The organism is Pseudomonas macauensis (assembly GCF_047902425.1).
Classification (GTDB): Bacteria; Pseudomonadota; Gammaproteobacteria; order Pseudomonadales; family Pseudomonadaceae; genus Pseudomonas.
The window spans coordinates 4,883,832-4,910,585 of the sequence record NZ_CP138377.1; the positions used below are offsets into that span (position 1 = coordinate 4,883,832).

At 65.4% G+C, this 26,754-nt stretch carries 29 protein-coding genes; 15 read left to right on the plus strand and 14 right to left on the minus strand.

Annotated elements, in window-relative coordinates; translation table 11 throughout:
• Positions 1–168 precede the first annotated feature (168 nt).
• From SD196_RS22310 to SD196_RS22320, 3 genes are read right to left on the minus strand one after another with little or no spacing between them, the layout of a single operon-like run.
• Positions 169–780 carry an SOS response-associated peptidase gene (locus tag SD196_RS22310; RefSeq protein ID WP_416310678.1) on the minus strand — a complete coding sequence of 204 codons (612 nt, stop codon included), beginning with the start codon at positions 778–780 and terminating at the stop codon, positions 169–171.
• A 19-nt stretch (positions 781–799) separates the two neighbouring features.
• Complete coding sequence (locus SD196_RS22315) at positions 800–1,066, minus strand: DUF2007 domain-containing protein (RefSeq protein WP_331319249.1); 267 nt, start codon at positions 1,064–1,066, stop codon at positions 800–802.
• Positions 1,066–1,248, minus strand: a complete 183-nt coding sequence (locus SD196_RS22320) for a CPXCG motif-containing cysteine-rich protein (protein ID WP_207885994.1) — start codon at positions 1,246–1,248, stop codon at positions 1,066–1,068. The genes SD196_RS22315 and SD196_RS22320 overlap by 1 nt, the downstream gene beginning before the upstream one ends.
• A gap of 142 nt (positions 1,249–1,390) precedes the next feature.
• Here SD196_RS22320 and SD196_RS22325 point away from each other — a divergent pair, with 142 nt between their 5' ends.
• On the plus strand, positions 1,391–2,548 hold the full coding sequence (locus SD196_RS22325; protein ID WP_416310679.1) for a 1-acyl-sn-glycerol-3-phosphate acyltransferase: 1,158 nt from the start codon (positions 1,391–1,393) through the stop codon (positions 2,546–2,548).
• Between the two features lie 39 nt (positions 2,549–2,587).
• Here SD196_RS22325 and SD196_RS22330 read toward each other — a convergent pair whose 3' ends face one another.
• Complete coding sequence (locus SD196_RS22330; protein WP_275608545.1) at positions 2,588–2,866, minus strand: hypothetical protein; 279 nt, start codon at positions 2,864–2,866, stop codon at positions 2,588–2,590.
• 268 nt (positions 2,867–3,134) lie between these two features.
• Between SD196_RS22330 and SD196_RS22335 the strand changes: the two genes are divergently transcribed.
• On the plus strand, positions 3,135–3,341 hold the full coding sequence (locus SD196_RS22335; protein WP_275608546.1) for a hypothetical protein: 207 nt from the start codon (positions 3,135–3,137) through the stop codon (positions 3,339–3,341).
• Between the two features lie 66 nt (positions 3,342–3,407).
• On the opposite strand, the gene SD196_RS22340 is transcribed toward SD196_RS22335, so the two are convergent.
• On the minus strand, positions 3,408–3,995 hold the full coding sequence (locus tag SD196_RS22340) for a YajG family lipoprotein (protein WP_275608547.1): 588 nt from the start codon (positions 3,993–3,995) through the stop codon (positions 3,408–3,410).
• 811 nt (positions 3,996–4,806) lie between these two features.
• On the opposite strand from SD196_RS22340, the gene mqo reads away from it, so the two are divergent.
• Positions 4,807–6,300, plus strand: a complete 1,494-nt coding sequence (gene mqo, locus SD196_RS22345; RefSeq protein ID WP_331319250.1) for a malate dehydrogenase (quinone) — start codon at positions 4,807–4,809, stop codon at positions 6,298–6,300.
• 70 nt (positions 6,301–6,370) lie between these two features.
• On the opposite strand, the gene SD196_RS22350 is transcribed toward mqo, so the two are convergent.
• From SD196_RS22350 to SD196_RS22360, 3 genes are all read right to left on the minus strand, one after another.
• Positions 6,371–6,772: a VOC family protein gene (locus SD196_RS22350; protein ID WP_275608549.1), complete on the minus strand. Its 402-nt coding sequence runs from the start codon at positions 6,770–6,772 to the stop codon at positions 6,371–6,373.
• Positions 6,773–7,311: 539 nt separating this feature from the next.
• On the minus strand, positions 7,312–7,599 hold the full coding sequence (locus tag SD196_RS22355; RefSeq protein ID WP_275608550.1) for a PA4642 family protein: 288 nt from the start codon (positions 7,597–7,599) through the stop codon (positions 7,312–7,314).
• 98 nt (positions 7,600–7,697) lie between these two features.
• Positions 7,698–8,183 (minus strand): hypothetical protein, encoded by a 486-nt coding sequence (locus tag SD196_RS22360; RefSeq protein ID WP_416310680.1) that lies wholly within the window; start codon positions 8,181–8,183, stop codon positions 7,698–7,700.
• Between the two features lie 137 nt (positions 8,184–8,320).
• On the opposite strand from SD196_RS22360, the gene SD196_RS22365 reads away from it, so the two are divergent.
• The gene (locus SD196_RS22365) at positions 8,321–9,238 is read left to right on the plus strand and encodes a LysR family transcriptional regulator (RefSeq protein WP_331319252.1); all 918 of its coding nucleotides are present in this window, start codon (positions 8,321–8,323) and stop codon (positions 9,236–9,238) included.
• Here SD196_RS22365 and SD196_RS22370 read toward each other — a convergent pair.
• From SD196_RS22370 to SD196_RS22380, 3 genes are all read right to left on the minus strand, one after another.
• Positions 9,222–10,646 carry an aldehyde dehydrogenase family protein gene (locus SD196_RS22370; RefSeq protein ID WP_416310681.1) on the minus strand — a complete coding sequence of 475 codons (1,425 nt, stop codon included), beginning with the start codon at positions 10,644–10,646 and terminating at the stop codon, positions 9,222–9,224. The two genes, SD196_RS22365 and SD196_RS22370, sit on opposite strands and share 17 nt — an antisense overlap.
• A gap of 214 nt (positions 10,647–10,860) precedes the next feature.
• Positions 10,861–11,337: a WbuC family cupin fold metalloprotein gene (locus SD196_RS22375; protein WP_416310682.1), complete on the minus strand. Its 477-nt coding sequence runs from the start codon at positions 11,335–11,337 to the stop codon at positions 10,861–10,863.
• Position 11,338: 1 nt separating this feature from the next.
• Complete coding sequence (locus SD196_RS22380; protein ID WP_275608555.1) at positions 11,339–11,896, minus strand: hypoxanthine-guanine phosphoribosyltransferase; 558 nt, start codon at positions 11,894–11,896, stop codon at positions 11,339–11,341.
• Positions 11,897–12,051: 155 nt separating this feature from the next.
• Here SD196_RS22380 and upp point away from each other — a divergent pair, with 155 nt between their 5' ends.
• The 3 genes from upp to SD196_RS22395 all read left to right on the plus strand — a co-directional run bounded on the left by upp (position 12,052) and on the right by SD196_RS22395 (position 15,154).
• Positions 12,052–12,690 carry a uracil phosphoribosyltransferase gene (gene upp / locus SD196_RS22385; protein ID WP_275608556.1) on the plus strand — a complete coding sequence of 213 codons (639 nt, stop codon included), beginning with the start codon at positions 12,052–12,054 and terminating at the stop codon, positions 12,688–12,690.
• 3 nt (positions 12,691–12,693) lie between these two features.
• Entirely contained in the window at positions 12,694–13,995 is a 1,302-nt protein-coding gene (locus SD196_RS22390; RefSeq protein ID WP_275608557.1) for a uracil-xanthine permease family protein, read from the plus strand.
• Positions 13,996–14,155: 160 nt separating this feature from the next.
• Complete coding sequence (locus SD196_RS22395) at positions 14,156–15,154, plus strand: lysylphosphatidylglycerol synthase transmembrane domain-containing protein (RefSeq protein ID WP_275608558.1); 999 nt, start codon at positions 14,156–14,158, stop codon at positions 15,152–15,154.
• A gap of 3 nt (positions 15,155–15,157) precedes the next feature.
• Here SD196_RS22395 and SD196_RS22400 read toward each other — a convergent pair whose 3' ends face one another.
• Positions 15,158–15,343: a hypothetical protein gene (locus SD196_RS22400; RefSeq protein ID WP_275608559.1), complete on the minus strand. Its 186-nt coding sequence runs from the start codon at positions 15,341–15,343 to the stop codon at positions 15,158–15,160.
• Between the two features lie 90 nt (positions 15,344–15,433).
• Positions 15,434–16,285 carry a formyltetrahydrofolate deformylase gene (gene purU, locus SD196_RS22405; RefSeq protein ID WP_207886010.1) on the minus strand — a complete coding sequence of 284 codons (852 nt, stop codon included), beginning with the start codon at positions 16,283–16,285 and terminating at the stop codon, positions 15,434–15,436.
• A gap of 260 nt (positions 16,286–16,545) precedes the next feature.
• Between purU and mvaT the strand changes: the two genes are divergently transcribed.
• Positions 16,546–16,920 carry a histone-like nucleoid-structuring protein MvaT gene (gene mvaT / locus SD196_RS22410; protein WP_275608560.1) on the plus strand — a complete coding sequence of 125 codons (375 nt, stop codon included), beginning with the start codon at positions 16,546–16,548 and terminating at the stop codon, positions 16,918–16,920.
• A gap of 60 nt (positions 16,921–16,980) precedes the next feature.
• Here mvaT and sbcB read toward each other — a convergent pair whose 3' ends face one another.
• Positions 16,981–18,411: an exodeoxyribonuclease I gene (gene sbcB / locus SD196_RS22415; RefSeq protein ID WP_331319256.1), complete on the minus strand. Its 1,431-nt coding sequence runs from the start codon at positions 18,409–18,411 to the stop codon at positions 16,981–16,983.
• A 428-nt stretch (positions 18,412–18,839) separates the two neighbouring features.
• On the opposite strand from sbcB, the gene SD196_RS22420 reads away from it, so the two are divergent.
• The 7 genes from SD196_RS22420 to SD196_RS22450 all read left to right on the plus strand — a co-directional run bounded on the left by SD196_RS22420 (position 18,840) and on the right by SD196_RS22450 (position 26,574).
• Positions 18,840–19,607 (plus strand): hypothetical protein, encoded by a 768-nt coding sequence (locus tag SD196_RS22420; protein WP_331319257.1) that lies wholly within the window; start codon positions 18,840–18,842, stop codon positions 19,605–19,607.
• Positions 19,608–19,695: 88 nt separating this feature from the next.
• Positions 19,696–20,436 (plus strand): RDD family protein, encoded by a 741-nt coding sequence (locus SD196_RS22425; protein ID WP_275608563.1) that lies wholly within the window; start codon positions 19,696–19,698, stop codon positions 20,434–20,436.
• Positions 20,433–21,419, plus strand: coding sequence for a stage II sporulation protein M (locus SD196_RS22430; RefSeq protein ID WP_343577415.1), 987 nt, complete (start codon positions 20,433–20,435; stop codon positions 21,417–21,419). Before SD196_RS22425 ends, SD196_RS22430 begins: the two co-directional genes overlap by 4 nt.
• Positions 21,406–22,983, plus strand: a complete 1,578-nt coding sequence (locus SD196_RS22435) for a DUF4129 domain-containing protein (RefSeq protein ID WP_416310683.1) — start codon at positions 21,406–21,408, stop codon at positions 22,981–22,983. The genes SD196_RS22430 and SD196_RS22435 overlap by 14 nt, the downstream gene beginning before the upstream one ends.
• Positions 22,980–24,245: a DUF4350 domain-containing protein gene (locus SD196_RS22440; RefSeq protein WP_416310684.1), complete on the plus strand. Its 1,266-nt coding sequence runs from the start codon at positions 22,980–22,982 to the stop codon at positions 24,243–24,245. Before SD196_RS22435 ends, SD196_RS22440 begins: the two co-directional genes overlap by 4 nt.
• The gene (locus tag SD196_RS22445) at positions 24,242–25,249 is read left to right on the plus strand and encodes an AAA family ATPase (RefSeq protein ID WP_331319260.1); all 1,008 of its coding nucleotides are present in this window, start codon (positions 24,242–24,244) and stop codon (positions 25,247–25,249) included. Before SD196_RS22440 ends, SD196_RS22445 begins: the two co-directional genes overlap by 4 nt.
• Positions 25,246–26,574, plus strand: coding sequence for a DUF58 domain-containing protein (locus SD196_RS22450; RefSeq protein ID WP_331319261.1), 1,329 nt, complete (start codon positions 25,246–25,248; stop codon positions 26,572–26,574). Before SD196_RS22445 ends, SD196_RS22450 begins: the two co-directional genes overlap by 4 nt.
• Positions 26,575–26,754 lie beyond the last annotated feature (180 nt).

Consider the following 26,754-nt stretch of genomic DNA (forward strand, 5'->3'; position numbering starts at 1 on the left):
CGCTGCAGGAGGCTCCCTCTCCCCTGCCCTCTCCCTGAAGGGAGAGGGAGCTGCCCGTGCCGGCTGATACCTGGGTTACATCCTGCACCGAACGGTCCCCTCTCCCGCTTGCGGGAGAGGGTTAGGGAGAGGGGCTCTTGATCCTGCAGGAGCAGGGACAGATCAGCGTCACGCCGGCGTCAGACACTCCGGCCCATTGCAGGTCGGATCATTGATGAAGTTCGCCAGCACCTGCTCGCGCAACCGCGCCTGGGGCAGCTGCAGCAGCTCCAGCAACCGCGCGGTATCGGTCTCATTCGACAACCACTGCGCCTGCTCGGCCACATCGAGAATCAGCGGCCGGCGCATGTCCCCCGCCGCCTGGGTCACCATCGCCACGCTGTAATAGATGTGGCCCTCCACCGGATAGGCCTCCCACACCGCCGCGAAGCAGATCAACCCGCCGCCGGAAATCCAGTGCGGCCGCTTGCGCACGCCGCGCCACTCGTAGAAGCCGTTGGCCGGCAGCAGGCAGCGGCGCTGGGCGAAGGCGTCGCGAAACATCGGCTGTTCGGCGATGGTTTCGGCACGGGCATGAGCCGGTGTGCGCGACAGGTCCTTGAGCCAGGCCGGCGTCAGGCCCCAGCGCGCAAGGTCGGCATGGCGGGCGCCGCCCTCCTCGCGCAGCGCCAGCACGCGGGCGCCGGGCGCGAGGTTCCATTGCGGCTGCAGGTCCGCAGGGAAACCGGCGCTCTCGGCAAGTTCGCGGTTCCAGCGGAACAGGGCATAGCGGCTGGTCATGGGCTCTCGAAACGATCAATCAGCACAGCAGGACGCCGGGACCGGCGTCGTTGTCGTCGGCAGGCCCCGGCAGGGGTTGCGCGGCATTGTACGCGGCGATCAACGCCCTCGCGCGCTCGGCATGCTCATCCTCGACCCACAGGTGCAGAAGGCCCATGCCCGGCAGCTCACCGATGCCGCCGAGCAGGTGGCGTCCGCCCAGGTGCGACGAAATGCCCTCGTTGGCCAGCATCCCGCCCAGCAGTTCGGCCTCGATCAGGTCGGCGGGTTCGTAGATTCGCTGCATCAGTCGTCCTCGCGCTGGACTTCCAGGGACCACTCCACACCGTCGGTGTAGAGCTGGAACAGGATCGGCCGGCAACACACCGGACAATCTTCATAGTAGCGCTGGTCGCCCCCGGACAGGTCGAGTACGGCCTCCGCCGGCTCGCCACAATAGGGGCAGGTATAGGCCTGACTTTCGAGCATCGCTGGTTCCCCCGTGACTTCCGTTTATAATCGCGCGGTCTTTCAGGGTGCCCAGTCTGACCGAGCGGTCCCCTGGCAACCCTCCGAGCTGTCTACTTCGCGGCCCGGCCCGTGATACCCCTAAAAAATTCAATCAGAGAGCATGATGGGCGAGTTCGAAGCCATCCGACCGTATAACGACGCCGAAGTCCCGGCCGTCCTGCAACGCCTGCTGAGCGATGACGCCTTCCTCGGCGCGCTGGCGCGTTACCGCTTCCCCCGTCTGTCCGGTCCGCTCGGCTGGCTGCTCAGACCTCTTATAGCTCATCGCCTGGCCCGTGAAGTCACCGGCATCCGCACCGTCATCGCGCTGCAGGACAAGATCGAGCCCTACGTCGACCGCACCATCGAGCACGCCACCGATGGCGTCACCTATTCCGGCGTCGAACGACTGAAGCCTGGCTGCGCCTACCTGTTCATCGCCAACCACCGCGACATCGTGATGGACCCGGCCTTCTGCAACTACGCGATCTATCACGCCAAGTTGCCGACGCCGCGCATCGCCATCGGCGACAACCTGCTGCAGAAGCCGTTCGTCAGCGACCTGATGCGCCTGAACAAGAGCTTCATCGTGCACCGCTCGATCACCGGCCGGCGCGAGAAGCTGGCGGCGTACCAAAAGCTCTCGGCCTACATCAACCACTCGATCTGCAAGGACGGCCAGTCGATCTGGATCGCCCAGGCCGAAGGCCGCGCCAAGGACGGGGACGACCGCACCGACTCGGCGATCCTCAAGATGTTCCACATGAGCCGCAAGGACGAGCCGTTCGCCGAGGTGATCCGCGAACTGCACCTGATCCCGGTGTCGATCAGCTACGAATACGACCCGTGCGATGCCGCCAAGGCCCGCGAACTGTTCACCCGCGCCACCACCGGCGAGTACCAGAAGGCGCCGGGCGAGGACGACCGCAGCATCGTGCAGGGCATCACCGGCTACAAGGGCCGGGTGCACATCAACTTCGGCGAGCAAATCACCGGGGAGTTCGGCGACACCAAGCAGCTGGCCGCCGAGCTGGACCGGCAGATCCTCGGCAACTATCGGCTGTTCCCGGTGCACTACCTGGCCTACGAGGCTTCCGCGCTGCGCGATCCGGCGCTGCAGGTGCCCACCGCCGCCAGCCTGTTCAAGGACGAGGAGCTGCGCCGCGCCCGCACCGAATGGGAGCGTCGCCTGACAGAATGCCCCGCCGAGCAGCGTCCGTACCTGATTCTGCAGTACGCCAACCCGGTGCTGAACCAGTACCGCCTCAAGCAGGCATGAAAAAAGGCGCCCTCGGGCGCCTTTTTCAATTCCGGCCGGTCACAGCCGCGTGCTGTACCAGCTGACCGCCAATGCCAGCGCCATGCAGGCGAAGCCGAAACGGTAGAAGAAGCGGTTCAGTCGCAGTGTCGGCTCGAAGCTGTCCAGCGGCATCGGCTGCACTTCGCTTTCAGCGGCCAGACGAGCCAGGGCCAGGCGTTCACGGCGACGGGTGGCCAGCAGCAGCCAGGCACCGGCCAGGGTGAAGAACAGCGCCAGATCGTTGAGGACCCGGCCAGGATGGGCCTGGAACAGATTCCAGAGCGCCTGCAGCGACATCACAACCTCCGCTTCGGGACTGCACACCAGTTATCACGAAGGAAAGCCGGGGGTGAGTCTACTGGATGAACGGGCATCGCCCGTCATGGATGGGAAACAATCGTCGCGCATTTTATCCGCAGGCCAGTCACCGCAGCCAGCGCGTAACGCTTAATTACGACGAGCGTAAGAATTATCGAGAATCGGTCTAAGACCTCTCCCGCGCCCTGGCACGTTGTTGGCTTTAACGAATGCTGCCAATCAAAGTCTTTCGCCAAGGAGATTCGCCATGCTCGAAATCATCCCCCACGAAAACGCTTACCTGATCGAACACCTGGAAGAAATCGAAGCCGTCGTCGTCGAGCTGTCCTTCAACGTCCAGGACGACCATTGGCTGGTCTACACCCAGGCGTGCGGCCATGAGCACCTGGACCTGCCTGAAACCGACGAGCGCATGCGCTCGATCGAGGTCGATCCGTACCGCCAGGCCGCCTGATCGCAGTATTCAGCCGCCCATGAAAAAGCCCGGCATTGGCCGGGCTTTTTCATGTCCGTGCGGCGATCAGCGCTGGTTCAGCGTCTGGCCGATGCTCGGGTCCTTGAACACGCGGTTCAGGGCATCGCTGAGCACATCGCCGACCAGCTTGCTGTTGGTCGCCTCGTTGGGCGCCATGCCGAAACGCTGGTTCAGCGCGGCGCCGTAGCGGCCGCTGTAGTGACGCGCACTGGTCTGCACGTCGACGCGGAAGGTCGCGCTGATGTCGGCCTCGGTCACGTACATGCCTTCCTTGGGCGACTGGTACTTCAGCTCGGCCAGGGTCAGGGTCAGCTGCGGTGCGTTGTAGGCGTTGGGCGACGGCGTGAAGCCCAGCAGGCGCACGGCGGTTTCGGCCTGCAGCTGCAGCTTGGGAATCACATCCTGGCTGCGCACGGTGAGCTGGCTGGTTTCGGAGTACAGGCCACCTCGGGTACCCAGCGCAGTGCTGGGACGGCCGTCGACGACCTTGACCACCACCGGCTGGCCCTGGCCAACGGCGGTGATGGGCCCCTTGAATACCGGGTCCGGATTGAGTTGTTGCGGGCTGAGCGCACAGCCGGTCAGGGTCAGGCTGGCAGCAGCGATAAAGCTGAGCAACAAACGTTGCAGCATGCTCATCTCTCCATGGGTTGGGCAATGGCCGGCAGTATACCGGCCGTCAGCGCGGGCAGATAGCGCCTGGCCATTGGACGCGAATCACCGTCCCGGGGTTCCCCGACGGGCGCGGCCACATGCCGTCTTGACCTGCCCCGGGGCGAGGCGCACCAAGGCGGGGCGCAAAACGTAAATCAAGGGGTATACCCTAGGAAAAAAGTCTAAGGTGCAGGGCTTTTTTTCTGTTTCGCCGTTATAATCGCCCCCCGATTATAAGGACGCCTCCAGATCGGGCCCCGCACGATGCCGACACACCGTGTCTCGCCTCTGCCACCCCTCAAAGAGAGTCGCCACTCGCCTCGGTCACTGGCCGTCGCGCTTTACGTTCGTTGCGCAGAACGCTTGGCAAGGATGCAGCCGCCCCCTCCGTACGGAGACCGGACCGGCCCGCAACGACGATCCCCTTTGAGTTTCACGCCTCCAAAAGAGCGTGATTTGAAGGTTTTTCACTACTTCACGAGAGTGTGGCGAGCAATGAAGAGTTTTGCGTCGGTAGCAGCACCATTAACGTCTGTCCCCGCAGCACTGAATCGCTTTTTCGGCACCGGAAGCCGCGCATAAGCGCCCACCCGATGCACTTGCGGATGCCCTGATCGTCCGCCGTGGATTGCCGAGCGAAGGTGCAGCTTTCTCCTCCTCCAATCCCGGCCGAAGGCATTCGCGGAGGGTCGCACGCGACCCGAGAAGAATTCGGACAGGCGGCTTCACGCGCAGTGAGCGCAAGGCCCCTGTCACAACTGGCTGCTGATAGTTTTCTGGAGACGCGTTAATGGCGCAGAACGATTACGAATCGATGGACGTGCTGCTGGTAGGCGCCGGCATCATGAGCGCAACCCTGGCTGTCCTGCTCAAGGAAGTCGATCCGAGCGTCAAGCTTGAGATCGTCGAACTGCAGGAGTCCGGGGCCATCGAAAGTTCCAACCCGTGGAACAACGCCGGTACCGGCCACGCCGGCCTCTGCGAGCTGAACTACACCCCGCAGGCCGCCGATGGCTCGATCGACATCAAGAAAGCGGTGAACATCAACGCCCAGTTCGAGGTGTCCAAGCAATTCTGGGCCTACCTGAGCGGGAAGGAAGCCTTCGGCTCGCCGCGTAACTTCATCAACCCTGTTCCGCACATGAGCTTCGTGCGTGGCAAGGACATTCCGTTCCTGAAGAAGCGTTTCGAGCTTCTCAGCCAGCACCATGCCTTCACCTCGATGGAATACACCGAGGACCGCGGCAAGATCGCCGAGTGGGCCCCGCTGACCATGCCCGGCCGCCCGGCCGACGAGCAGGTCGCCATGACCCGCGTGGAAAGCGGCACCGACGTCAACTTCGGCGCCCTGACCAACCAACTGCTGAGCTACCTGGCCAGCCGCGAAGGCAGCGCAGTCCGCTACTTCCAGAAAGTGGTCGGCCTTGAGCGCAGCGCTGACGGCTGGCTGGTGGACATCAAGAACACCCAGACCGGCGAGGCCCGCAAGGTCAAGGCGAAGTTCGTCTTCCTCGGCGCCGGCGGCGGCGCACTGCCGCTGCTGCAGCTGTCCGGCATCCCGGAAAGCAAGGGCTTCGGCGGCTTCCCGGTGAGCGGCCAATGGCTGCGTTGCGACAACCCGGAAGTGGTCAAGCACCACCAGGCCAAGGTCTACAGCCAGGCCGAAGTCGGCGCCCCGCCGATGTCCGTGCCGCACCTGGACACCCGCGTAGTCGACGGCAAGACTTCCCTGCTGTTCGGCCCGTACGCCGGCTTCTCCACCAAGTTCCTGCGCCATGGTTCGTTCCTCGACCTGCCGCTCTCGGTGCGCACCAGCAACCTGCTGCCGATGCTCGCCGTGGCCCGCGACAACATGGACCTCACCCGCTACCTGGTGAAGGAAGTCATGCAGTCCATGGACCAGCGCATCGAAGCCCTGCGCAAGTTCTACCCGGAACTGAACCCGGCCGACTGGCGTCTGGAAACCGCCGGCCAGCGTGTGCAGATCATCAAGAAGGACTCCAAGAAAGGCGGCATCCTGCAGTTCGGCACCGAACTGGTGGCGGCCCAGGACGGCAGCATCGCTGCCCTGCTCGGCGCCTCGCCGGGCGCCTCGGTGACCGTGTCGATCATGCTGGGCCTGCTGGAGCGCTGCTTCCCCGAGCGCTACAAGTCGGCCGAGTGGACCGCGAAGCTCAAGGAGATCTTCCCGGCCCGCGAGAAGCAGTTGGAAACCGACGCCGAGGTCTACCGCGAAGTCAACCAGATGACCGCCGACCGTCTGCAGATCGTCGCCGCGTCCTGAGCCTCGCGCTCATGAAAAAGCCCGCCTTCCGGCGGGCTTTTTCGTTTCTGCTTTCGTTCCAGGTAAGAGGTCAATGACAGCTGACCATCCAGCCTACGCCGAAGCGGTCGGTGAGCATGCCGAAGCGCTGCGCCCAGAAGGTTTTCTCCAGCGGCATCTCCACCCGCCCCTCCTCCGCCAACGCGGCAAACGCCTGCTCCGCCGCTACCACGCTACGCAGCGTCAGGTGCAGGGAGAATCCATTGAAGGTGGAGTTGTGCTCGCCACGGCCATCGGACAGGAAGACGTCCGTCTCGCCAATTCGCAGGCTGGCGTGCATCACCTTGTCCAGCCAACCGTCCGGCACCGGTGACGGGCCGGGCGCCTCCTCGTAGCGCATCAGCATGTTGAGTTGGGCGCCCACGGCGTGCTGGTAGAAGGCAATAGCCTCATCGGCGCGTCCATGGAAAAACAGATAGGGCTGTACTTGCACGGCTTCGTCCTCGCCTTGTCGTTATCGTTGTAAGGAGAAGTCTAGGCGGGGAATCGGAGATGGGTTCGCGAGCAAGGACCGGACACCCTCGGCCCTACTAAAAGTGACACCCTCCGTAGGAGCGGACTCTTTCCGCGATTCTTCTTGTTTGGGTTTTCAGCGTCGCTCCGGCGTGTTCTGCGACTTCTAGTTTCGCCCCCTCGGGCGACCTACTTTGCCAAACGACGCAAAGTAGGCAAAAGTCTCTGCCCCATCATCCGGCCCCGGCTTCGCCGGGGTTCCCTCGCTCCATCGAAGCTTCAGGGGCTCGCCGCGAAGGGCCATCCCTGGCCCATCGCGGCTCTCGCGGCATCCATGCCGCTCAACCCCTGAATCTCCGATTCCGCTCGGCCTCCTGAAGGGGCGCTCCGGTGCATGCGGACAGTCCTCTGGAAACTGCTTTTTGCTTTTCGTAGGCCAGCGGAGACCCACAATCCTTCTCGCGAACCGTCAAAACGAAAAAACCCGCACAAGGCGGGCTTTTCAGCGAGTCCATGCAATCAGCCGCGAGCAGCCTTGATCACCTCGATATAGGGCTCGGCCTGGCGCTGGTCCTGGATCAGGGCAACGAAATCCTGGCCCTTGGCGTCCTTGGCGTTGAGGTCGTAGCCGGCCTCGACGAAGAAGCCGACGAAGCGCTCGAAGTCATCGATGCGCAGGCCGCGATAGGCCTTGACCAGCTTGTGCAGGGACGCCGGGGTGTCGTCGGCCGGTTCCACGTCGAGGAACAGCTTGATGGCGTCGTCGCCGATTTCTTCGCCAATCACCTGCTTCTTGTCTTTACGCATCGCTCGCTTCTCTCTACGGCTGTCTCGGGGATCGCGGCCCGCATCGGCTCAGGCCGGGCACCACGGGTCGGGCAGTTTAACCCTGCGCCGTGCGCGGCTCAACGCGCGCGCACCGCCCCGGTGTGCAGATCGGCCCAGATATGGCCATTGCCGTAGCTCAGGAACTGTACGTAGACAGTGCCGTTGCGCAGCAGGTCGAGCAGCCTCGGATAGGACGCCTGGGGGTAAGAGAGGCTGAGCACCCGGGTCTTGTGGTCATAGACCGGCTTCTTCAGGCTCTTGCCTTCGGCATCGAAGCTGATCACCACCTGGCTGATCTGCGCGCCCTTGTTCAACGGCTTGCCCTTCAGGCGCAGCAACGCCGGCGTGGTGATCGGGATCGGCTGCTGGTTGGACTGGCGCTGGTTGCCCAGCACCACGCTGTATTCGGTGACCTGCAGCAGTTGCTGCTGCTCCGGCTCGCCCTGGCGCAGGCCAGCATCGTCCGGCGGCAGGAACTGGCTGTGCATCGGCGGCGCGGCGAAGGCCGCGAGGGGTAGACAGAGCGCCAGCACCAACGCGGCGCCCGGTATGCGAACGGACATCATCACCTCCGCAGGACAGGGCCAAGCACTCTAGCACGGCCCCGAAGCGCCACGACAGGCGCACATGGCACACCCGCCGATACATTGATAGCCTTCAACGCAACACTACTCTTACATCGACCAATCACTACCTCATCATGCTGCACAACGTCTCCGATCTTGACCTGCGCCTGCTGCGCATCTTCGCCTGCGTGGTGCGCTGCGGCGGCTTCTCCGCGGCCCAGGGCGAGCTGGGCATGGGCCAGTCGACTATCAGCACGCACATCGCCAGCCTGGAAACGCGCCTGGGCTATCGCCTGTGCGAGCGCGGCAAGAGCGGCTTCCGCCTGACCGAGAAAGGCGAGCGGGTGCTGGATTACACGCAGAATCTGTTCGCCGCGCTCGGCGACTTCCGCGACCAGGTGCAGTCATTGGCCGGGCGCCTGGTGGGCGAACTGCACCTGGGCCTGGCCGACAACGTCGCCACCCTGCCCGGCGCGCGCATTCACCAGACCCTGGCGCGCTTCAACCGCCGCGACCAGGACGTACGCCTGCACTTCCTCATCGAGTCGTCCACCGAACTGGAACGCCTGGTGCTCAGTGGCCGCCTGCACCTGGCCATCGCCTGCTTCAGCCGACGCCTGCCGAACCTGCGCTACGAACCGCTGTACCACGAGCGCGTGGCGGTGTTCTGCGGGCGCGAGCACCCGTTGTTCGACAAGCCGGTGAAGGACGCCGCCGAACTGGAAAGCTGCAACTGGATTCAGCACGGCTATGCGGTGGCCGACGTGCAACTGCCGGCCGACCCGCAGCGCAGCACGGCGTTTACCCAGCACATGGAAGCGGTGCTCCACGCGGTGCGCGCAGGCACGCACCTGGGCTACCTGCCGACCCACTACGCCGAACGCTGGGTGGAACAGGGTGAGATGCGCGCGCTGCTGCCGGACAGCCTCGGCTACGGCATCACCCATAGCCTGGTGGTGCGCGACGAGCCGGGGCACAACGAAGCGCTCCAGGCGCTGGTGGAAGACCTGCGCCTGGAACACGGCGTAACGCCGATCAGCGCGGCGCGGTGATGTGCTTGATGTCGAAGAACGACGACAGGCCCCACGGGCCCAGCTCGCGGCCGATACCGCTGCGCTTGCCGCCCCCCCAGGAGGTCTGCGGGAAGACGACTTGCGGCGAGTTCAGCCAGACGTTGCCGGCCTCCAGGTTCTCGGCAACGCGCTGGGCGCGTTCCAGGTCGGCGCTGCACACGGTGGCGGCCAGCGCGAAGTCGCTGTCGTTGGCCTGACGCAGGGCGTCGGCTTCATCACTGAAGGTACGTACGCAGAGAACCGGGCCGAAGATTTCCTCGCGCCACAGGCGGCTGTCCGCCGGTACGTCGGTGTAGACGGTCGGGCGGATGAACCAGCCCTCGCCAGCCTCGCCACCGGTCAGGCAGGCCAGGCCTTCGTCGCGGGCCACGGTGAAGTAGTCGAGCACCTTGCGGGACTGCGCTTCGCTGGTCATCGGGCCCATGTCGGTCTCGCCCAGCAGAGAGTCGCCGACGCGCAGGCCTTCCACCGCCAGCTTCAGCTTGGCCAGCAGCGGCTCGGCGATGGATGCCTGCACCAGCAGGCGCGAGGTGGCGGAGCACATCTGCCCGGCGTTCCAGTAGACGCCGGCGATGATCCACTGCACGGCGTCGTCCAGGTCGCAGTCCTCGAACACCAGGATGGGCGACTTGCCACCCAGTTCCAGGCCCACCGGCAGGGTGCGCGCGGCGGCGGCTTCCATGACCTTGCGGCCGACGACGTTGCTGCCGGTGAAGGACAGCTTGGCGATGCCCGGATGGCTGCACAGCGCTGCGCCGGCATCGGCCAGGCCCGGCACCAGGTTCAGCACGCCAGCAGGCAGGCCGATGGCGTCGGCGATCTCGCCCAGCACCAGCTCGATCAGCGGGGTGATTTCCGAGGGCTTGAGCACCACGGTGCAGCCCGCCGCCAGGGCCGGTGCGACCTTCCAGGCGCTGGTCACCAGCGGGAAGTTCCACGGCACGATCAGGCCGACCACGCCGATGGGCTCGAAGCGGGTCTGCGAGCGATAGCCGGCGTCCGGCAGGGCGACTTCGGCGTTCTGCCGGGCGTCCAGCTGGTCGGCCAGTTCGGCGTAGTAGGCGAAGGTGGCAATGGCGTCGCCGATGTCGATTTCGGCTTCCAGGCGCGGCTTGCCGCTGGCCTGCATCTGCAGGGTGATCAGGGCTTCGCGGCGGGCTTCCAGCTGCTCGGCGAAGGCGCGCAGATAGCCGGCGCGCTGGGCGGCGCTGGTCAGCTTCCAGTCAGCGAAGGCACGCTTGGCGGCAGCCACGGCGCGCTCGATGTCGGACACGCCGGCACAGGCGACTTCCGGCAGCGCTTCACGGGTGGCGGGAGCGATCGGGCGCAGTACGGCGCCGCTGTCGGCGGCCTGCCATTGGCCATCGATATAGAGAAGACGGGACATGCGAACCTCGGGGCGGGTTTTGGTGAGGGTCGCAGGATAGGCAGGGCATGCATTGGGAAAAATGCTCGCTTGCCCATGCATACATCGATGTGAATAGATGCATCAGGGATCTGTAGGAGCGAGCTTGCTCGCGAACCGCTTCGCGCCAGACATTCCCATCGGCGCCGGGATGTTCGCGAGCAAGCTCGCTCCTACGAAAAGCCGAAGAGCCTGTTCAGGCGGGAAACTGGGAGCGCATCCAGGCCAGGTAATCCGCGGCGTCCGCCTCGCCCTCACTCGGCGCCCATTGCCCGCGCTCGTCCTCGCCCAGCGGCACGAAGGGGCCGGCCTTGGCTTCGAACATGATGCTGTCCGGCTCCAGCGCCACGATGGCGTGGAAGGTGCCCGGCGGCAGGTCGGCGCCGACGCATTCGCCGCCCGCGCGCAGGACGCGGGTAGTCAGCAGCTCGCCGCTGTCGGAGAAGATCAGCAGACCCAGCGCGCCCTTCACCACCAGCAGGCTTTCGGCCTTGTCCGGGTGGCGATGGCAATGGGGCGGGATGTAGCTGTCCGGCTGCAGCGCGTTGAGCAGCCGGTGGCAGGGCTCGCTCTGCTCGTGGAAGTTGTGGTTCTGCCGACGCCGGGGGCTGGCGGCGGCGCGGGCCGCGACCTCGTCGAACAGCGCACTGTCGAGAAAACGCGGCCCGCTCATGTCAGAGCCCCTTGACCGCGAAGATGCCGGCAGCGTTGCGCCAGTAGCCCTTGTAGTCCATGCCGTAGCCGAAGATGTAGCGGTCGACGCAGGACAGGCCCACGTAGTCGGCCTTCAGGTCCGGACGGGCCTTGCGGTCATGGTCCTTGTCGATCAGCACGGCGGTGTGCACGCGCTTGGCGCCGGCGTGCTTGCAGAAGTCGATGATCGCCGAGAGGGTGTGACCTTCGTCGAGGATGTCGTCGATGATCAGCACGTCGCGGTCGATGAAGGAGATTTCCGGCTTGGCCTTCCAGAACAGCTCGCCGCCGGTGGTCTCGTTGCGGTAACGGGTCGCATGCAGGTAGGAGGCTTCCAGTGGGAAGTTCAGCAGCGGCAGCAGCTTGCCGGAGAAGATCAGGCCGCCGTTCATCACGCAGAACACCACCGGGTTGGTCTCGGCCAGGGTGCCGTTGATGGCCTCGGCCACGCGGGCGATGGCGGCTTCCACCTCGGCATTGGTGTACAGGCAGTCGGCTTCGGCCATGACTTGGCGAATGTGCGCGAGATCGACGGACATGGGGGTTCTCCCGTGAAAAAGTGCGCAAAGGTACCTATCAGCGTGCCATGGGGCAAGGGTCAGCGGACGAAAGTCCCCGACAATCGTGGCCCAAGGTAGCTAGGATGCATTACGCTACCGCAATTTTTTTGCCAGCCCGTCCGGAGACCCCGCCCATGCCCGTACTCGAGATTCGCCATCCCCTGATCCGCCACAAGATCGGACTGATGCGCCGTCACGATATCAGTACCAAGAATTTCCGCGAGCTGGCCCAGGAAGTGGGCGCCCTGCTCACCTACGAGGCGACCAAGGACCTGCCGCTGGAAAACTACGAGATCGAAGGCTGGGCCGGCCCCGTGCAGGTGGAGAAGATCGCCGGCAAGAAGATCACCGTGGTGCCGATCCTGCGTGCCGGCATCGGCATGCTCGACGGCGTGCTCAGCCTGATTCCGGGCGCCAAGGTCAGCGCCGTAGGGGTCGCGCGCAATGAGGAAACCCTCGAAGCGCACACCTACCTGGAAAAGCTCGCGCCGGACATCGCCGAGCGCCGCTCGCTGATCATCGACCCGATGCTGGCCACCGGCGGCTCCATGGTCGCCACCATCAACCTGCTCAAGAAAGCCGGCAGCAAGGACATCCGCGCCATGGTGCTGGTGGCCGCGCCCGAAGGCATCAAGGCGGTCAACGATGCGCATCCGGACGTGCTCATCTATACCGCGTCGATCGACCAGTGCCTGAACGAGCACGGTTACATCATGCCGGGCCTGGGCGACGCCGGTGACAAGATCTTCGGCACCAAGCAGAAGGACACCTGATTCATGGCCGATGAATTCAATGAACCGCTGTGGCGCCAGGTGATCTCCGGCGCGCAGATGCTCTTCGTGGCCTTCGGCGCGCTGGTGCTGATGCCGCTGATCACCGGCCTGGACCCGAACGTTGCGCTGTTCACCGCCGGCTTCGGCACCCTGATGTTCCAGATCGTCACCGGGCGCCAGGTGCCCGTGTTCCTGGCCTCCAGCTTTGCCTTCATCACCCCGATCATCCTCGCCAAAGGCCAGTTCGGCCTGGCCGCGACCATGGGCGGCGTGGTGGCGGCGGGATTCGTCTACACCTTCCTGGGCCTGGCGGTGAAGATCAAGGGCACCGGTTTCATCGACCGCCTGCTGCCGCCGGTGGTGATCGGCCCGGTGATCATCTCCATCGGCCTGGCCATGGCGCCGATCGCTGCGAATATGGCCATGGGCAAGGCCGGTGACGGCAGCGAACTGATCCCCTACAAGACCGCCATGCTGATCTCCATGCCGGCACTGGTGACCACGCTGATCGTCGCCGTATTCGGCAAGGGCATGCTGCGTCTGGTGCCGATCATCGCCGGCGTGCTGGTGGGCTACGGCCTGTCCTTCGCCTTCGGCGTGGTCGACGTGGCCAAGATCGTCGCCGCGCCCTGGCTGGAGCTGCCGAAGTTCACCGCGCCGGAGTTCAACTGGCAGGCCATCCTGTTCATCGTCCCGGTGGCGCTGGCTCCGGCCATCGAGCACATCGGCGGCGTCATCGCCGTGGGCGGCGTGACCGGCAAGAACTACCTGAAGACTCCGGGCCTGCACCGCACCCTGCTGGGCGACGGCATCGCCACCTCCACCGCCGGCCTGTTCGGCGGCCCGCCGAACACCACCTACGCGGAAGTGACCGGCGCGGTGATGCTGACTAAGAACTACAACCCGAAGATCATGACCTGGGCGGCAGTGTTCGCCATCGGCCTGGCCTTCATCGGCAAGTTCGGCGCCATCCTGCAGAGCATCCCGGTACCGGTGATGGGCGGCATCCTCTGCCTGCTGTTCGGCACCATCGCCTCGGTGGGCATGAACACCCTGATCCGCCACAAGGTCGACCTGTCCCAGGCGCGCAACCTGTGCATCGTCTCGGTCACCCTGGTGTTCGGCATCGGCGGCGTGCTGATCGGCACCGGCACCGGCCCGGACGACTTCGGCCTGAAGGGCATCGCCCTGTGCGCCATCGTCGCCATCCTGCTGAACCTGATCCTGCCGGGCGAAGACGGTTGGGAGAACAAGGCGCTGGAAGAAGGCGCCGGCGTCTCTTCAGCAGAGAAATCCGCCGAGTGAGCGAGGGGCGCCGCCCGATGGCGGCGCCCTGCCCACGGAAAGTTCGGCGAACGCAGTCCTCCGCTGACGGTCCACTCTGCATGAAACAGCGACTCACCCAGCACACTTTGCCGCTCCACCCTATCCTGCCCACTCCTCCGCCCCTGCCGGAGGCGCGCCCGTGACACGTGGCTGGTGGCTGTTGCTGGGCCTGGTCGGCGCCTCGCTGATTCCCCTGGCCCTGGGCGGCCCGGAGATGCTCACCCAGGTCCTGGCCTTCCCCCTCGACAGCCTGCTGATCATGTTCGGCATGATCCTCCTGTGCTGGCTGATCAACGCCCAGAAACTGCGGGTGCTGCTCAATGGCCGCGCCGGCGACATCGGCCGGGTCCAGTCGGTTGGCATCATCATGGCCTCGGAGTTCGCCTTCTACGCCACCCCGGGCGGGACCGGCGGCCCGTTGACACTGATGGCCCTGCTGTCGCGCCACGGCATGCGCCCGGCGCACAGCAGCGCGATCTTCGCCGTGGACCAGCTCAGCGACCTGATGTTCTTCCTCTGCGCGCTGGCGGCGGTACTGGTCTGGGCCCTGTCGCACAGCGTCAGCCCGAACCTGGAGACCTCACTGATCACCAGCGGCGCGCTGCTGGGCGGAATTCTCTTCGGTGTGGTGCTCTTGGCGCGCTTCCAGCGCCGGGTGATCAAGGCCATTGGACGCCTGTTCGCACGCCTGGGCATGAAGCCGCGTACGCGCCTGCACTGGGCGCGCAAGAGCCTGCACTTCCGCGACACCCTGGTCAGCAGCCTGCGCCAGCCCAAGCGCCGCCTGGCGCTGATCTTCTCCCTCACCTGCTGCCACTGGACGCTGCGCTTCTCGGTGCTCTACCTCACCCTGTACGCCATGGGCGTGGACCTGCACTGGGCCTGGACCTTCCTCATCCAGCTGCTGTCGCTGGCCGCGGGACTGGCTACGCTGCTGCCCGGCGGCGCCGGCGGCACAGAGTTGACCTCCGCCGCGCTGCTCGCCCCGCTGGTGGGCAAATCCACGGCAGCCGCGGCCATCCTGATCTGGCGCGTGGTGACCTACTACTTCTATCTGGTGATGGGCGCGCCGGTATTCGCCCTGCTGGCCGGGCGGCCGTTGCTGCGCAGGTTGATCGGGCTGCGGGAGAAAGGCTGAGACTCAGTCTTCGGCAGGCTTATCGCCTTCGGACGGCGTTTTCGGCTTGAGCGAATCCCAGAGTTCGGCGGCGCCGGGAAACTCGGTGCCATCCTCTTCACTCAAGGCTTCGGGGTCGTAGCGACTGGTACAGCCTTCGCCCAGGGTGGGCGGCGGGGTGGCGGTGCCAGGGTTCTTCGGATCGTTCATCGTGGCACTCTCCGGTTGGGCGCAGCGCCTGCCGTCAAACGACGGCAGGCGCATGCGGAGTACCCAGTGTAGCGAACGACCGACTGCGAATCAGTCGAACACCACGGTCTTGTTGTCGTGCACCAGCACGCGGTCTTCCAGGTGGTAGCGCAGGCCGCGGGCCAGCACCAGCTTCTCCACGTCCTTGCCCAGGCGCACCAGGTCCTCGACGTTGTCGCGGTGGGTGATGCGCACCACGTCCTGCTCGATGATCGGGCCGGCGTCCAGCTCCTCGGTCACGTAGTGGCAGGTCGCACCGATCAGCTTCACCCCACGCAGCGAAGCCTGGTGGTAGGGCTTGGCGCCAACGAAGGACGGCAGGAAGCTGTGGTGGATGTTGATCACCTGGTGGCGGTACTTCTGGCACAGGTCCGGCGGCAGGATCTGCATGTAGCGCGCCAGCACCACGTTGTCGGCCTGGTGCTCGTCGATCAGGCGCGAGACCTGCTCGAAGGCCGGCTGCTTGTTCTTCGGGTCCACCGGAACGTGGAAGTACGGAATACCGTGCCACTCCACCATGCTGCGCAGGTCATCGTGGTTGGCGATCACGCAGGGAATCTCGCAGTCCAGTTCGCCGCTGTGCCAGCGGTGCAGCAGGTCGGCCAGGCAGTGCGACTCGCGACTGGCCATCAGCACCACGCGCTTCTTCACCGACGAGTCGGTGATACGCCATTCCATGGAGAACTCGCGCGCGATGGGCGCGAAGGCCTGGCGGAATCCGTCGAGGTCGAACGGCAGGGAATCGGCACGGATTTCATGCCGCATGAAGAACCAGCCGTTGTCATTATCGGAATGGTGACTGGCCTCGGTGATCCAGCCGTTGTAAGTGGCCAGGAAATTACTCACCTTGGCGACGATGCCGACCCCGTCAGGGCAGGCGATCACCAGTCGAAAAGTGCGCATGGGTGTACTCCAGATACATCGCGAAGGCCGCCATTCTAGCGGCTGGAGGGGAAAAGTTCAGCACTGCGCGGGAGTGGCCGACGAGAGCCAATTAGGCCTGGCTCTAAGTTTTCCGGTTAAATCCACCGCGCTAATAACTTAAATACTTGACTAATTACCCACAAAAGTTGTCTTCGCAGTTTACTTGAACAACTGTGCTGACTATTATGGGTGCTACAAACTATCCGCCACCGCTGGACCTCAAGAACAAGGTACCCAACATGTCGCTGATCAATGAGTACCGCGCCACCGAAGAAGCCATCAAGGAACTTCAAGAGCGCCTGAAATCCCTCGAACAGGACGACAAGCTGAAGAAAGAGCTTGAGTTCGAAGAGAAACTCCGCGCACTGATGGGCAGCTACGGCAAATCCCTGCGCGATATCATCGCCCTGCTCGATCCGGACGCGAAGCTGAGCAAATCGCCGCGTGCCGCCAAGAGCACCGTGACCAAGCGCGCTCGCAAGGTCAAGCAATACAAGAACCCGCACACCGGTGAAGTCATCGAGACCAAGGGCGGCAACCACAAGACTCTCAAGGAGTGGAAGGCCAAGTGGGGCGCCGAGGCCGTTGAAGGCTGGGCCACGCTGCTGGGCTAAGCCCTTCTCGCAATAAAGAACGCCAGCCTTGCGCTGGCGTTTTTTATTGCCTGGCAACAGCTAGAGGCCATAGCGCCCGCGCAATGCGAGTGCATATTTCGTCCAGGCTTCAAGCACCACGCGGTTTGCTGCACCGGCATTACTCATCTGCTCGGCCATTGCGCTGTCGAAGTTCGACAGAGTATTCGGCGCGCCCCACTCCGGCGCACTCAGGCGCAAACGGCAGAAGTCCTGCCATTGTTGCTGTTCGGTGGCAGACAAAGTTTCCGGGAAATTACGCGCCCGGTATCGGAACAGAAGTTCTGGAAGTCGCGGATCATCGAACGGCCATTGCTCTTTGGCCAGTCGCATAGGATCTGCCTGACGCACCTGCTCACACAATCGGCGGTCCCGGTCTCCGATAAATCCGTCATACAACTGCTGCTCCGGGTCCTCGGTCGTCGCGAAACTTTCCTCGGAATAGATCGGCGCCAGTTTTTCCTGCCAGACCGCCTTGGCCTGAACCAATGTCTGCGCAACTGCCAGGCATCCATCCACATCCAGACCGATGCGTTCGCGATCCTGCGGACGGAGTACCTTCAGCGGCGCCACCACCGGGCAGCGGTTGATGTGCAACAGTTTCAGCGGGACCGGCAGCTCGCCTTCGGCGAGTTCGTCCCGGCGCGTGTACAGGCGCTGGCGCAGGGTCTCGGCGTCCAGCTCCAGCAGCGGCGCTGGATCGGCGGCCAGGTCGCAGACGATCAGCGCATTGCGGTTGCGGGGGTGCCAGCCCAGCGGCAGGACCACCGACAGATAATGGCGTGCCCCGGAGAAGCGCCCGGACACGTGCACCAGCGGCTCGTGCATACGGATCTGATCCAGCACGCCCTGCTTGCTGCGCAGGCGGTAGAGATAGTCGTAGAGCTTGGGCTGACGGGCACGGATCAGCCGCGCCAGGGCGATGGTCGCCCGCACGTCCGACAGCGCATCGTGGGCCTGGCCATGGTCGATGCCATTGGCGGCGGTGAGGCGCTCCAGCTTGAGGGTGACGGCGCCGTCCTGCTCGGGCCAGACGATGCCTTCCGGGCGCAACGCATAGCAGGTGCGCACCAGGTCGATCAGGTCCCAGCGGCTGTTGCCGCCCTGCCATTCGCGGGCGTAGGGGTCAAAGAAGTTTCGATACAGGCTGTAGCGCGTCACTTCATCGTCGAAGCGCAGGGTGTTGTAACCCGCGACGCAGGTGCCCGGCTGCGCCAGCTCGGCATGCAGGCGGGTCATGAACTCGGCTTCGCCCAAGCCAAGTTCCTCCAGCCGCTGCGGGACTATCCCGGTGACCAGGCAGGCCGCCGGATGGGGAAGGACGTCGTCGCTGGGACGGCAGTAGAGATTCAGCGACTGGCCGATCTCGTTGAGGGCTTCGTCGGTGCGGATGCCGGCGACCTGCAGGGGGCGGTCGCGGCGCGGGTCGATACCGGTGGTTTCGTAGTCGTACCAGAAGATACTGGCGGTCATGGCGCGTTTCCTTGCCTGCGTGCGATTGCGCCGCAGTCTAACAGTGCGCGTTGCCTCACTTCCAAACTGCGGTCCTGGCCCATGGCCAGCTGCCATCCTATGCTTCACCTCCAACGGACTCGCCTGAAGGAAAGGAACTTCCATGCAAGATATCTCTGTGCACAATCCCTGCAGTCCTCCGCAGAGCGACCTGTCCCTCATTCCCGCCATGCTCGCTGCGCGCGCCGCGGAAACGGCGTCTGTCTGCAGTTACGGCTTCGCAACTGGATCGCTCAGGCTGTCCCATACAGCATCCGCCCAGCTACAGCCCAACCTCCCACCCCATTTCAGGAAAGATCGCTCAACTGGCCATCGCTTCTCCTGACAGACCAATCAAGCAAAAACGGCACACTTCGAGCCCCTATTTACCAGCAGAGCGGAACTGCCAAATGTCGAACGAAAACGCGATCAACCCCTTCACTCCTCCGACCAGCCAACTGCAGGACGACGCTCGGGGCTCCAGTGTTCCGAGCATCGAAGAAGCACTGGCCAGAGGCTACGACTTCACCATCGGAGACGTGATCCAGGAGGCCTGGCAGCGGGTCAGCGGCACCAAGGGGCTGATCATCGCTGGCTTCATCGTCTATGGGGTTGTCGTGCAAATCGTCAGCTTCGCGCTGGGGCTGGTGCTAGGCATTGGCTACGCAGCGTCCGGCACCGAAGTCAGCGCCAGCGTAGCGATCCTGCAGTTGGTCGTGGGAGTCATTGCTGGCGCGGTGGGATATCCCTTCCTGGCAGGCATCAACATGCTCGGGATCCGCCGCGCCGCTGACCAGCCTGTTTCCTTCAACGAGATGTTCAGCCACTTCGGCCTGTTCATCCCGCTGCTGATCACCGGCCTGATCATGACCGTACTGATCTACCTGGGAATGTTGCTGCTGGTGCTGCCCGGCATCTACCTGAGCATCGCCTACATCCTGGCGATCCCGCTGGCTGTGGAGCGCAAGCTCAGCCCCTGGCAGGCCCTGGAGGCTTCGCGCAAGGCCATCACCCAGCACTGGTTCAAGGTCTTCGGGCTGTTCCTCGTGCTCGGCGTGATCATCATGGTCAGCGCCATTCCGCTCGGTATCGGGATGGTCTGGTCACTGCCGCTGGCAATCATCTGCATCGGTGTGCTGTACCGCACCATCTTCGGCGTACTGCCACCGGCCAATTGAACCCCGTTCGCCAATTGCCGCCAGCGCGGTTGCCTCGCCGCAGCGCGCTGGCTAGCATCTGCCTTTCAGCCATCGATAGCGATTCCCCTTGACCGCAGCCGCCGTTCCACGCCCGGACGCACGTCCGCCCAGCCCCGCGCTGGATACCCGCTACCACGTGGAGACGCCGGAAGGGATCGACCTGTTGCTGCGTCCCGCCGGCGTTATCCCACGAGCGATCGCCTACCTGATCGACCTGGGTATCCGCGCCCTGCTGATGTTCGCCCTGTTCATGGCGCTGGCCTTCCTCGGCCAGCTCGGCACCGGCCTGGGCTTGCTGCTCACCTTCGTCATGACCTGGTGGTACATGGTGCTCTTCGAAGTGCTCAACCAGGGTCGCTCGCCCGGCAAGCAGATGATGGGGCTGCGCGTGGTCCACGATGACGGCACGCCGATCGGCTGGTCCGCCTCGCTGCTGCGCAACCTGCTGCGCTTCGCCGACATCCTGCCGTTCGGCTACGCCCTGGGCCTGCTCAGTTGCCTGTCCAATCCGGCGTTCAAGCGTCTGGGCGACCTGGCCGCCGGCACCCTGGTGATTTACCGCGATCCGCCGCCGGGCCGTCCGCAGCCGCCCCAGGTAGCGCCGCAGCTGGCGCCCTGGCCGCTGAACCTGGAAGAACAGCGCGCGATGATGGGCTTCGCCGAGCGCTCCGGACAGTTGTCCGCGGCACGCCGCGAAGAACTGGCCGGCATCCTTGCCGAACCGCTGGGCGTCCCCCCCGAACACGCGGAGGCACGCCTCAATGCCATCGCCAGCGGCCTGCTCGGCAGCGGCCAGGTGACCCCATGAAGCAGGCCCTGTTCGAACAACGCCACCAGGGTGCATGGAAGCGTTTCGGCAAGCGCCTGGAACAACTGGAAAACGGCAAGCGCCAGGAAGCCTCCGAGCGCCCCGACGAATTCGCCGCGGACTACCGGCGCATCTGCCAGCAACTGGCACTGGCGCAGGAACGCGGCTACAGCAGCCACCTGATCGATCACCTGCAACAGCTGGCCATGCGCGGGCACCAGCAGTTCTACCGGCACCGCAGCCATCTCGGCGCGCGCATCCTCGGCTTCATCACCGCCGGCTTCCCGCGCCTGGTGCGCGAGGAGTGGCAGTTCATCGCGGTCGCCAGCCTGCTGTTCTATGGCAGCGCCCTGCTCATGGGGCTGCTGGCCTATCACTTCCCCGACCTCACCTACAGCGTGATGGCACCCGAGCGCGTTGCGGAGATGGAGACCATGTACTCGCCGGAGGCGCGGCGCCTCGGCCCGATGAGCGAACGGGACACCGGCGATGACTGGAAGATGTTCGCCTTCTACATCATGAACAACATCGGCATCGCCTTTCAGACCTTCGCCAGCGGCCTGCTGTTCTGCCTGGGCAGCCTGTTCTTCCTGCTGTTCAACGGCCTGATGATCGGCGCCGCGGCCGGGCACCTGACCCAGGTCGGCTACATCGAGACCTTCTGGTCCTTCGTCATCGGTCACGGCGCCTTCGAGCTGACCGCCATCACCTTCGCCGGCGCCGCCGGCCTCAAGCTCGGCTGGGCGTTGCTCGCGCCCGGTCGCCTGAGTCGCCTCGATGCGCTGCGCCAGGCGGCAGCCCGAGCCGTGCAACTGGTGGGCGGGGTAATCCTGTTGCTGCTGATCGCCGCCTTCATCGAAGGCTACTGGTCCTCGCTCACGCAGTTCCCGGCGACCGTGAAGTACATCGTCGGCGCCTGCCTCTGGCTGCTGGTCGGCGGTTATTTCCTGTTTGCCGGACGGAGCCGCCATGCGCCTGACTGACGCCAGCGTCGCCATCCGTCCGCGCAGCCCATGGGAAGCCCTGGACCTGGGGATTCTCCTGGCGCGCCGCCACGCCGGCCTGCTGATGGGTAGTTGGGCGCTGGTCACCCTGCCGGTGTTCGCCGTGCTCAGCCTGCTGCTGTGGAACCATTCGGGCTGGGCGATCCTGCTGTTCTGGTGGCTCAAGCCAGCCTTCGAGCGCCTGCCGCTGTACATCCTGTCGCGAGCCCTATTCGACGACACGCCCACCCTCGGGCAGGCCCTACGGGCCTTCCCCTGCCTGCTCAAGAACCAGTTGCTGCCCAGCCTGCTGTGGCGCCGCTTCAGCCCGACACGCAGCTTCGACCTGCCGGTGCTGCAGCTCGAAGGCCTCAAGGGCCAGGCCCGCAGCCAGCGCCTGGTGGTCCTCGGTCAGCGCAACGCCGGCGGCGCCACCTGGCTGACCTTGATCGGCATGCACTTCGAATCGGCCCTGTGGCTCGGGCTGTCCGTGCTGCTCTACCTGTTGCTGCCGCAGCAGTGGGTCGCGGACTGGAAATGGCAATCGCTGATCAGTCTGGCCGACGGCGAATGGGGCTGGCTGGAACACCTGAGCAATCTGCTCTATGCGCTGGTTCTGGTGGTCTGGGAACCGGTCTACGTAGCCTGCGGCTTCACGCTCTACCTGAACCGGCGCACCGAACTGGAAGCCTGGGATATCGAGCTGGTGCTGCGTCGCCTGCGCCAGCGCCTGATCGGCAGCGCGTATGCCCTGCTGTTGATCGCCGCCGTCTGCCTGGCGCCACTACCCGACTCCAGCGCCTGGGCCGCGAACCAACCCGGTTACAGCTGCCCGCTACCCGACCAGAACCCCAACGGCCCCCAGGCCACCCGCCTGCAGAACCAGGTGCTGAACAGCGAACAATCGCGCCACGCCGCCGAAGCCATCCTGGCGGCGCCGCCATTCCGCAACAGCGAGACGGTGACCCGCTGGCGACTGAACGATCCCAAGGACAAGGACAAACCGAGCAAGGACGACGAACAGAGCCTGAAGCGTTTCTTCGAGGCCCTGGAGCACTGGCAAGCGTTCAAGTACATCGCGCAGATCATCGAAGTGCTGCTGTGGGGCGCCTTGATCAGCGTTGTCGCCCTGCTGATCTGGCGCTACCGCGAGTGGCTGCGACTGTTCGCCGGCCGTATCGGCCTGCCGCAGCGCCAGCGCCGCGAGGTGCCGAGCGTGCTGTTCGGCCTGGAACTGGCCCCGGAAACCCTGCCCGAAGATGTCGCCAGCGAAGCCGAGCGCCTGTGGGACGAGCAACCGCGCGCCGCGCTGGGCCTGCTGTACCGCGCACTGCTCAGCCGCCTGCTGCATGACTACCGCGTGCCACTGCGCGACTCCACCACGGAAGGCGAGGTGCTGGTACGTGTCGAAGCCCTCGACAACCCGCCACTGGACAGCTTCACCCGCAGCCTGACCCAGCACTGGCAGGCGCTTGCCTACGGTCATCGCACGCCCCGGGACGACCTCAAGCAGCAGCTTTGCGGGCAATGGCGCGGCCTGTTCGGCAACGAGGTGCGCCCATGAAGCGCTCCGTCGCCCTGCTGATCACCCTGGCCGTCCTGCTGGTACTGGGCGTCGCCGGGTACTACCTCTACACCCACCTCAAGCCCTATCCCGAGACCATCGAGCACGGCCCCGCGCCGGAAGTCCGCGCCAATCCCTATCTGGCCGCCGAGGCCTACCTGCGCGGACGCGGCCTGAAGGTCAACGCGGCCAAGGGAATGGAAGTGCTGGAGCAGTTGCCGAGCAAGGGCCACACGCTGATCCTGCTCGGCAGCCGCGAGAACCTCACGCCGAAGCAGACCGAACGCCTGCTCGACTGGACCTCCCGCGGCGGCCACCTGGTGGTCACCGCCGAACGCTTGTGGGATGAGGAAGAAGGCAAGAGCGGCGACCTGCTGCTCGATCGCCTCGGCGTGCAGCAGTTCCTCACCGAAGACCTCGACAAGGACAAGGGCGCCGCCCAGCCGGAAGACAAGACCGATGCGGAGCCCGCCGCGCCGGAAAAGCCGGCCGAGCAGCCGGCCGCCCCCGCTGCCGACCCCGAACTCGCTGCCCCCGCCGAGGAAGAAGATCCCTACCCGAAGCTGACCAAGCTCTACCTGGAAAACGAAAAGGCGCCGGCCTACATCGACTTCGACACCGACTACCACCTGTTCGACTCGAAGAACGTCGCCTACGCCTGGGCCAACAGTTCGGAAGCCACTCACCTGCTGCAACTGCAACAGGGCCAGGGCCTGGTCACCGTGCTGACCGACAACTGGATCTGGCAGAACAACCAGCTGAGCGACTACGACAACGCCTGGCTGCTCTGGTACCTGACCCAGGACAGCAGCGTGACCCTGGTCTACCGCGCCGACGGCGACAGCCTGCTCTCCCTGCTGGCGCGCTACTTCCCGCAAGCGCTGGTCGCCTGCGCCGTGCTGCTGGCGCTCGCCCTGTGGCGCCAGGGCATGCGCCAGGGCCCGCTGCAACCAAGCCCGGCGCGCGGACGCCGGCAACTGGAAGAGCACCTGCGCGCCGGTGCCGATTTCGTCCTCCGCCAGCGCGGCCAGATTGCCCTGCTGCAGGGTCTGCAACGCGACATACTGCGCCGGGCGCGGCAGCGCCAGCCGGGCTTCGAGCGCCTGCCCGTCGCCGAACAATGGCAGACCCTGGGCCGCATGACGCGGCTGCCGGTCAGCGCCATCAGCCAGGCCATGCGCCCCTATCCGCAGCAACGCATGGCCATCGCCGAATTCACCCGCCAGGTCGCCCACCTGCAAAGCCTCAGGAATTCCCTATGAGCGAACAGATACCTGAACAAGCCAGCCCGTCATCCAATCCGGCCGCCCAGCGCCAGCGCGCCAGCCAGCTGGCCCAGGCGCTGCGCCATGAACTTCAGAAGGCGCTGATCGGCCAGCAGGGCGTGATCGACGATGTGCTGACCGCGCTGCTCGCCGGTGGCCACGTACTCATCGAAGGCGTCCCCGGCCTGGGCAAGACCCTGCTGGTGCGCGCCCTCGCCCGCTGCTTCGACGGTGGCTTCGCGCGCATCCAGTTCACCCCCGACCTGATGCCCAGCGACGTCACCGGCCACGCGGTCTACGACCTCGCCACCGAGCAATTCAAGCTGCGCAAGGGCCCGGTATTCACCCACCTGCTGCTGGCCGACGAGATCAACCGCGCGCCGGCCAAGACCCAGGCGGCATTGCTGGAAGTCATGCAGGAGCGCCAGGTCACCCTCGAAGGCCGCGCCCTGCCGGTGCCGCAGCCGTTCATGGTGCTGGCCACCCAGAACCCCATCGAGCAGGAAGGCACCTATCCGCTGCCCGAGGCGGAGCTGGACCGCTTCATGCTCAAGCTGCGTATCGACTACCCGCAGGAGGCCGAGGAGCAGACCCTGGTGCGCCAGGTGACCCGCTCGGCGCGCAGCGACATGCTCGACGTGGCGCCGATTCGTCCGCTGCTCAAGGAAAAGGACGTCATGGCGCTGCAGAAGATCGCCTCCGACCTGCCCATCGACGACCAAGTGCTGGACTACGCTGTGCGCATCGCCCGCACCACCCGCAACTGGCCGGGCCTGGCCCTGGGCGCCGGGCCGCGCGCATCCATCGCGCTAGTGCGTTGCGCGCGGGCGCGGGCGCTGCTGCGCGGCGGCGACTTCGTGCTGCCGGACGACGTCAAGGGCAGCGCCCTGGCGGTGCTGCGGCATCGCGTGCGGCTGTCGCCGGAGCTGGACATCGAGGGCCTGTCGGTGGATCAGGTGCTGCAACAACTGCTCGACCAGGTACCGGCGCCGCGCCTATGAAGCCATCGCGCGCCCTTCTCGCGCTGCTCGGCGTGCTGCTGGCCGTGGCCATCGCCCTGGGCACGGCGACGGCCCTGGACGCTCCGGCGCCGCTGCTCGGCCGCCTCTGGTGGGGCGCCCTCTGCGCCCTGGGCCTGCTCGCCCTGGCCGACGCCCTGTGGCTGCGCCGCCTGCCCTCGCCGCGCCTGGAGCGACAGATGAGCGGCAACCTGCCACTGGGCCGCTGGAGCGAAGTACGCCTGCAACTGCACCATCGCTACGCGCAGGTGCAACGGGTGACCGTGTTCGATCACCTGCCCGGCGCCATGGACTTCGAGCACCTGCCGCAGGTGGTCGAACTCCACCCGGGCGAGCAGACCGAGCTGGGCTATCGCGTGCGCCCCCTGTCGCGCGGGCATTTCGTCTTCCCCCGCTGCGAGCTGGAACTGTCCAGCCCGCTGCGCCTGTGGAAGGGCCGGCGCTATCTGGAAGAGCGCAGTGAAACCCGCGTCTACCCCGATTTCGCGCGCATCTACGGCGCCGAGCTGATGGCCGTGGACCACTGGCTGAACCGCATCGGCGTACGCGCCGGGCAGCGCCGCGGACTGGGTCTGGAGTTCCACCAGCTGCGCGAATTCCGCGACGGCGACACGCTGCGGCAAATCGACTGGAAAGCCACCGCGCGCAAACGCACACCGATCGCCCGGGAATATCAGGACGAGCGCGACCAGCAGATTCTCTTCCTGCTCGACTGCGGCCGGCGCATGCGCAGCCACGATGGCGACCTGTCGCACTTCGACCATGCCCTCAACTCCAGCCTGCTGCTGGCCTATGTCGCGCTGCGCCAGGGCGATGCCGTGGGCCTGATGACCTTCGCCGGCGACCAGACACGGCACCTGCCGCCAGGCAAGGGCAGCGCGCAGCTGAGCGTGCTGCTCAATGGCGTCTACGACCTCGACAGCAGCCAGCGCGCGGCGGACTACGCGACGGCGGTGCAGGCCGTGCTCACCCGCCAACGGCGCCGTGCCCTGGTGGTGATCATCACCAACCTGCGCGACGAGGATGACGAAGACCTGGTAGCCGCGGTGAAGCGGCTGGGACGGCAACACCGGGTGCTGGTGGCCAGCCTGCGCGAGGAAGTGCTCGACCGGCTGCGGCAGTCACCCGTGGAGGGCTACGAAGAAGCGCTGGCCTACTGCGGCACGGTGGAATACCTGAATGCCCGCGCCGGGCTGCATGAGAAGCTGGTGGCCCATGGCGTGCCGGTGCTGGACGCACGACCCAGCCAGCTCGGACCGGAGCTGGTCAGCCGCTACCTGGGGTGGAAGAAGGCGGGGGCGTTGTAGGGCGACGCCGTCTTGTTCGGTGTTTCTGCGCCGCTTCGGCGTGTACTGAAACATTGGGTTTCGCCCCCTCGGGCGAGCGGATGTTTCGCTGGAAACCGCTTTGGCTTTCTGCTTTTCGTAGGAGCGAGCTTGCTCGCGAACCGCCCAGCATCCATGCGGCCTGGAAACCCTGTGCGCGAG